This is a genomic window from Rhodococcus yananensis, from assembly GCF_020515525.1.
Lineage (GTDB): Bacteria > Actinomycetota > Actinomycetes > Mycobacteriales > Mycobacteriaceae > Rhodococcus > Rhodococcus yananensis.
The window spans coordinates 42995-49592 of sequence record NZ_JAIYEP010000029.1; the positions used below are offsets into that span (position 1 = coordinate 42995).

A 6598-nucleotide genomic window follows, 5' to 3' on the forward strand; every position below is an offset into this window, starting at 1 on the left:
TGGTTACGACTCCTTGGTGATGGTTCCGGACCGGTAGAGCGTGACGACGCACGCCCCGCCGAGTCCGAGGTTGTGTTGCAGGGCGACGGTGGCGCCGTCGACCTGGCGGGCGTCGGCCTGGCCGCGCAGCTGCCAGGTCAGTTCGGCGCACTGGGCGAGGCCGGTGGCGCCGAGGGGGTGGCCCTTGGAGATGAGGCCGCCGGACGGGTTGACGACCCACCGGCCGCCGTAGGTGGTGGCGCCGGATTCGGCGAGCTTGCCGCCCTCGCCGGTGGCGCACAGGCCGAGGCCCTCGTAGGTGATGATCTCGTTGATCGCGAAGCAATCGTGCAGTTCGATGACGTCGACGTCGTCGATGGTCAGCCCGGACTGCGCGAACACCTGCTCCGCGGCGGCCCGCGTCATCGGTGCGCCGACGACGTCGATCATGGACTGCTCTGCGAACGCCTCGGTGGTGTCGGTGGTCAGCGCCTGCGCGACGATCTCGACGGCCTGGTCCTCGAGTCCGTGTTCGCGCACGAACTTCTCGCTGACGACGATCGCGGCGCCCGCACCGTCGGAGGTGGGCGAGCACTGCGACCGCGTCAGCGGTGCGTGGATCATCTTGTCGCCCAGCACCTGTTCGAGGGTGTACTCGTTCTGGAACTGTGCGTACGGGTTGTTCACGGAGTGCTTGTGGTTCTTCACCGCGACGGACGCGATCTGCTCGGCGGTGGTGCCGTACCGCTGCATGTGCTCGACGGCGGCGTTGCCGAACAGCTGCGCCGTCATCGGGCCGGTACCCCACCCGTGCTTGGCGACCATCACCTTCAGCTGGTCGTCGAGGGTGGTGACCTTCGGCATCTCGCCGGTGCCGGTCATCGACGTCTTCGTCATCTTCTCGAAGCCGACGGCCAGCGCGCAGTCCACGAACCCGGCCTGCACCCATTCGCGGGCCATCAGCAGCGCCGTGGAGCCGGTCGCGCAGTTGTTGTTGACGTTGACGATCGGAATGCCCGTCAGGCCCGTCTCGTAGAGCGCGCGCTGGCCGGCGGTGGACGCACCGAACACGTACCCCGCGGCGGCGCGCTGGACCTGCGAGTAGTCGATCCCGGCGTCCGCGAGTGCCTTCTCCACGGCTTCCGTCACCATGTCCGGGTACTCCCAGTCACGGCTCTCGATCTTCTCGAACTCGGTCATGCCGACGCCGACGACGAAGGTGCGGTTCATGTGCGTTCGTGCCTACTTCCCTGGTTCAGGATCGCGAGGCAACCCGAGGATGCGCTCGCCGATGATGTTCAACTGAACGTTCGTCGTACCACCGGCGATCGACATGCACTGGGAATTGAGGAACATCTGCGTGGCGGATCGACGATCCTGCTCGCCGAGCAGGGACGACGGGCCCGCCCAGTCCATGGCGACCTCCCACGTCTGCTGGATGTGCTCGACACCCAGAAGTTTCGCGACGGACGACTCCGCGCCCGGCTGCGCACCCGTCAGGGACCGCAGCGTGGTCCGCAGCCCCATCAGGCCGCCGGACTGCGCGTCGCACAGGATCTGGCCGAGTTCGGTGAGCTGATCGTCGTCGATGCCGCCGGGCAGGGTGTCGGCGAGCGCGACGAGCGCCTCCCCGCCGTCACCGAGGGACGAGCCACCGGTCATCGACACCCGCTCGTTGGCGAGGGTGGTGCGGGCCAGCTTCCACCCGTCACCGGGCTCGGCGACGAGGCAGTCGTCGGGGACGAACACGTCGTCGAGGAACACCTCGTTGAACAACGCTTCGCCGGTGATCTCCCGCAACGGCCGGATGTCGAGGCCCTCGGAGTTGCGGATGTCGACGAGGAAGTACGACAGGCCCTTGTGCTTGGGGACGTCGGCGTCGGTGCGGGCCAGGCAGATACCCCAGTGCGCGTCGCGCGCCATGGACGTCCACACCTTCTGCCCGTTGAGCTTCCAGCCGCCGTCGACCTTGACGGCCTTCGTGGACAGGCTCGCGAGGTCGGAGCCCGCCCCCGGTTCGGAGAACAACTGGCACCACACGATGTCGCCGCGCAGCGACGCGGGCACGAACCGCTCCTGCTGTTCGGTACTGCCGTGTGCGATGAGCGTCGGGATCACCCAGTTTCCGATGATCATGTCGTGCGGCTTCACCTGCGCCGCAGCGAGTTCCTCGGCGATGACGAGCTGGGTGACGGCGTCCGCGCCCCTGCCCCACGGGGTGGGCAGGTGCGGGGACGTGTAGCCGCGCTCGGCGAGGTACGCCTTGCGCTCGGCTCCGTCGAGGGCGGTCGCGGGCTCGAGTTCGGCGCGGATCTCGGCGCGGATCGCCTCCGCCTCGGCCGGCAGGTCGATGCCGAGAACGCGGCGGGTGCCGTCGAGCGTCAGGTTCGCGACGCGGCGACGCCAGGATGCGGTGGAGCCCAACAGGATCCGCAGAGACTGCGCGCGACGCAGGTACAGGTGTGCGTCGTGCTCCCACGTGTAGCCGATTCCGCCGAGCACCTGGATGCAGTCCTTGGTGACGTGGAATGCGGTGTCGGGGGCGACGGCCGCCGCGACCGCGGCGGCCAGCGACACCTCCTGCGCGGGCGTGTCGTCGCCGAGTGCGCGTGCCGCGTCCCACGCGGTGACACGCGCCTGCTCGGTGAGCGCGAACATCCGGGCGACCTTGTGCTTGACACCCTGGAACTGGCCGATGACGCGACCGAACTGCTTGCGTACCCGCGCATAGTCGGCGGCGACGGTGGTCGCCCAGTCGGCGAGTCCGGAGGCCTCCGCAGCGAAGAGGGTCGCGGCGATGTCCACGACCCGCTGCGCGTCGAGCGTCAGGATGTCGCCGTCCGCGAGGGTGAGATCGTCGGCGGTGACCTCCGAGTTGCGCCGCACCACGTCGTGGCTGGGCAGGTCGGTCACGTGGAGGCGATCACGGTCGACGACGACGAACACGGTGGAGTCGCCGTCGGCAGCGGCGAGGAGGAACACGTCCGCGACGTGCCCACCCAGGGCGGGACTCGATGTGCCCGTCAGGGTCACGTGCTCGCCGGTGCGGTCGACGGTGAGGGCGCCCGGTTGCAGGGCCACCGCACCGAACAGGGTGCCGTCGGCGAGCGCGGCGAGTTCGCCGGTGCGCCCGGCCTCGTTCAGGACCGCGGAGAGCACCGCGGTCGGCAGGAACGGGCCTGGAACCATGGCGCGCCCGAGTTCCTCGGCGACGATGGCGGTTTCGAGAAGGGTGAAGCCGGCACCGCCGACGTCCTCGGGCAGGTGGAGGCCGAGCATCCCGAGTTCCGCGAGGGATCCCCAGTACTGCGGCCGGGTTTCGGTCTTGGCTTCGACGGCTTCGCGGATCACGTCGGGGGTGGCGTGCCGGGCGGCCCAGCCGCGCACCGAGTCACGCAGTTCGCGGTCCTCGTCGCTCAATCCGATGGTCATGAGTTCGTCCTCGAGAGTAGGAGGGAGGGGCACTTCGTACCCGTGCGCGTTTTTGGTAGTCCTGGCTACCAGAAACGCGCACGGGTGGAGGGGTGGCCCGTCAGATGCGTTCGATGATGGTGGCCGTGGACAGCGCGCCACCGGCGCACATGGTGACCAGGGCCGTGGAGCGGTCCGAGCGCTCGAGTTCGTGCAGCGCACTGGTGATCAGACGCGAACCGGTCGAACCGACCGGGTGGCCGAGGGCGATGGCACCGCCGTTGACGTTGACCTTGTCCATGTCGGCATCGAGCACCTGCGCCCACGACAGCACGACGGACGCGAAGGCCTCGTTGATCTCGACGAGATCGATGTCCGACAGCGACATCCCCGACTTGGCGAGCACGTCGCGGGTGGAGTCGATGGGGCCGTCGAGGTGGTAGTACGGCTCGGAGCCGACCATACCGGAGGACACGATGCGGGCGCGGGGGCGCAACCCGAGGGACTTCGCCTTGTCCTCGCTCATCAGCAGCACCGCAGCGGCACCGTCGCTGATCTGCGACGAGTTCCCGGCGGTGTGGACGCCGCCCTCGACGACGGGCCGGAGGGCGGCCAGGCCCTCCGCCGTGGTCTCGCGGAGGCCGCCGTCACGGGTGACGGTCGCGATCTCGCCGGTGGGCTCACCTTCCTTGGTGACGACCGGCGCCTCGACGGGGACGATCTCGCGGTCGAAGCGGCCCTCGGCCCACGCCTGCGCGGCACGCTGCTGCGACCGCAGGCCGAGCGCGTCGACGTCGCCGCGCTTGATGCCGCGCTTCTCGGCGATCCGCTCGGCGGCGACGAACTGGTCCGGTAGGTCGAGGGACCAGTCGTCCGGGTAGGGCATTCCGGTGCCGGGGGCGAGTGCCTGGCCGAGGAAGACGCGGCTCATGACCTCGACGCCGCAGCCGATGCCGGCATCGATCTGGCCGGAGGCGATCAGCCCGGCGACCATGTGCACAGCCTGCTGGGACGAGCCGCAGGCACAGTCGATGGTGGTGGCGGCGGTGGTGTGCGGCAGGCCCGCGTGCAGCCAGGCGTTGCGGGTGACGTTGTTGGACTGCTCACCCACCTGGGTGACCAGGCCGCCGACGAGCTGGCCGATCTGGTCGGCGGGGACGCCGGTGCGATCGAGGACCGCCTTCTGCGCGGCGCCGAGCAGCACGGCCGGGTGGACTCCGGCCAGCTGGCCACGGCGGCGCCCGATCGGCGTCCGCGCAGCCTCGACGATGACGACGTTGCTCATGCCCACTCCTGAAGGTGACGGTTGTACTGAAATGTATTCTAGTTTTCGACCGGAGCCGCAGCGTGGCCGGATCCCACCGAGCGGGACCGTCACGCGGAACACGCTCGCCACACCTCAAACTAGAATGAATACTAGTTGCTCGACACGGGAGAGTTTCATGGGTGAATCAGTCAGCCTCGCCGGCCGCGCCGCGATCGTCACCGGTGCGGGCGCCGGCCTGGGCCGCGCCGAAGCGCTCGCCCTCGCCGCCGCCGGCGCCGCGGTCGTCGTCAACGACATGGGTCCCGCCGCGAACGAGGTCGCCGAGGAGATCGTCGCCGCCGGCGGCCAGGCCGTCGCGGTCACCGGCGATGTCTCCGACTGGTCGCTCGGCGGCCGCATGATCGACGAGGCCGTGAAGAACTTCGGTTCCTTCGACATCCTCGTCAACAACGCCGGCATCCTGCGCGACAAGATGATCTTCAACATCACCGAGTCCGACTGGGACGACGTGCTCCGCGTGCACCTCAAGGGCCACGCAGCGACGTCCGTCGCCGCGGCGCAGTACTGGCGCAACCTCAGCAAGGAGCAGGGAGGCCCCGTCTACGGTCGCGTTGTCAACACCTCCTCCGAGGCGTTCCTGTTCGGGTCGGCCGGACAGCCGAACTACTCCGCCGCGAAGGCGGGTATCACCGCGCTGACCCTGTCCACCTCGCAGGGCCTGTCCCGGTACGGCGTCACCGCCAACGCGATCTGCCCGCGTGCCCGCACTGCGATGACCGCCGACGCGTTCGGCGAGGCCGACGACGCGACCGCCGGTCTCGATCCGCTCGCCCCCGAGCGTGTCGGCACCCTCGTCAGTTACCTCGCCTCCCCCGCCTCGCACGAGATCACCGGCCAGGTGTTCGTCGTCTACGGCAAGATGGTCGCCCTCATGGCCTCACCGAAGGTGGAGAACCGCTTCGACGCCGCCGGTTCCGCGTTCACCGTCGACGAACTCGATCAGCAGCTTTCGTCGTACTTCACCGGCCGCGGCAAGTACGAGACGTACTCTGCCTTCAGCGTGGCAGAGCTCGAGAAGGCCGCGCTCGCCGTCGACTGACCACCTCCCACGAAGGAGCGGAGTATGAGGCTCGAAGGCAAGGTCGCGATCGTCACCGGCGGTGCCGGTGGCATCGGTCGCGGAATCGTTCACGCATTCACCAAGGAGGGCGCGCGCGTCCTGTTCGTCGACATCAACGACGAAGCGGGCCGCGCGCTCGAAGCGGAACTCGCCGGTGCCGGCAAGTTTCTCGACGTCGACATCTCGAAGGAGGAGAACGCCGCCGTGATCGTCGATGCGGCGATCGACGCCTTCGGCAGGGTCGACGTGCTGGTCAACAACGCGCACGCGTCACGTCAGGTGCCGTTGCTCGAGACCACCCAGGAGATCATGGACCTGTCGTTCGGCACCGGGTTCTACCCCACCTTCTGGCTGATGAAGGCGGCGCACGAGCAGCTGGCCGCACACGAGGGTACGGTCATCAACTTCGCGTCGGGTGCCGGTATCGAAGGCCAGGTCAACCAGACCTCGTACGCCGCAGCGAAAGAGGCGATCCGCGCGATCAGCCGCGTCGCCGCGAACGAGTGGGCCGCCGAGAACATCAACGTCAACCTGATCTCGCCGCTGGCCGCGACCGAGGGGATCAAGGCGTACATCGCGGCCAACCCCGGCATCGAGGAGACGCTGTTGGCGAAGACGCCGCTGCATCGCTTCGGTGATCCCGAGAAGGACATCGGACGGGTCGCGGTGTTCCTCGCCAGCGAGGACGCCTCCTACATCACCGGGCAGACCATCATGGTCGACGGTGGCAGCATCAAACTCCGCTAGGAGTCATACCCTGTCGACGACGGTGACAGTGAGCCGACGGTCGAGCACACCATCGAGATCCTCAAGGGCCTGCG

General features: G+C 68.6%; 5 protein-coding genes. 2 read left to right on the plus strand and 3 right to left on the minus strand.

The genetic code is table 11. The features are described 5' to 3' along the window. Positions 1 to 3: 3 nt before the first annotated feature. The 3 genes from LDQ05_RS09465 to LDQ05_RS09475 form a co-directional block, all read right to left on the minus strand. Positions 4 to 1209 carry a lipid-transfer protein gene (locus tag LDQ05_RS09465; protein ID WP_226436678.1) on the minus strand — a complete coding sequence of 402 codons (1206 nt, stop codon included), beginning with the start codon at positions 1207 to 1209 and terminating at the stop codon, positions 4 to 6. 12 nt (positions 1210 to 1221) lie between these two features. Beyond that, a complete protein-coding gene (locus tag LDQ05_RS09470; RefSeq protein ID WP_226436679.1) occupies positions 1222 to 3411 on the minus strand; it encodes an acyl-CoA dehydrogenase family protein in 2190 nt (729 codons plus the stop codon). A 100-nt stretch (positions 3412 to 3511) separates the two neighbouring features. After that, positions 3512 to 4675: a steroid 3-ketoacyl-CoA thiolase gene (locus LDQ05_RS09475; RefSeq protein ID WP_226436680.1), complete on the minus strand. Its 1164-nt coding sequence runs from the start codon at positions 4673 to 4675 to the stop codon at positions 3512 to 3514. A 157-nt stretch (positions 4676 to 4832) separates the two neighbouring features. On the opposite strand from LDQ05_RS09475, the gene LDQ05_RS09480 reads away from it, so the two are divergent. Together LDQ05_RS09480 and LDQ05_RS09485 are read left to right on the plus strand one after the other, a co-directional pair. Then, complete coding sequence (locus LDQ05_RS09480; protein WP_226436681.1) at positions 4833 to 5756, plus strand: 3-oxoacyl-ACP reductase; 924 nt, start codon at positions 4833 to 4835, stop codon at positions 5754 to 5756. 24 nt (positions 5757 to 5780) lie between these two features. Beyond that, positions 5781 to 6524, plus strand: a complete 744-nt coding sequence (locus tag LDQ05_RS09485; protein ID WP_226436682.1) for an SDR family NAD(P)-dependent oxidoreductase — start codon at positions 5781 to 5783, stop codon at positions 6522 to 6524. Positions 6525 to 6598 lie beyond the last annotated feature (74 nt).

Excerpts from the sequence above, each read along its gene's own strand:
- LDQ05_RS09485 (WP_226436682.1), top strand. The coding sequence starts at position 5,781 with ATGAGGCTCGAAGGCAAGGTCGCGATCGTCACCGGCGGTGCCGGTGGC.
- LDQ05_RS09470 (WP_226436679.1), bottom strand. The coding sequence starts at position 3,411 with ATGACCATCGGATTGAGCGACGAGGACCGCGAACTGCGTGACTCGGTG.
- LDQ05_RS09480 (WP_226436681.1), top strand. The coding sequence starts at position 4,833 with ATGGGTGAATCAGTCAGCCTCGCCGGCCGCGCCGCGATCGTCACCGGT.
- LDQ05_RS09465 (WP_226436678.1), bottom strand. The coding sequence starts at position 1,209 with ATGAACCGCACCTTCGTCGTCGGCGTCGGCATGACCGAGTTCGAGAAG.
- LDQ05_RS09475 (WP_226436680.1), bottom strand. The coding sequence starts at position 4,675 with ATGAGCAACGTCGTCATCGTCGAGGCTGCGCGGACGCCGATCGGGCGC.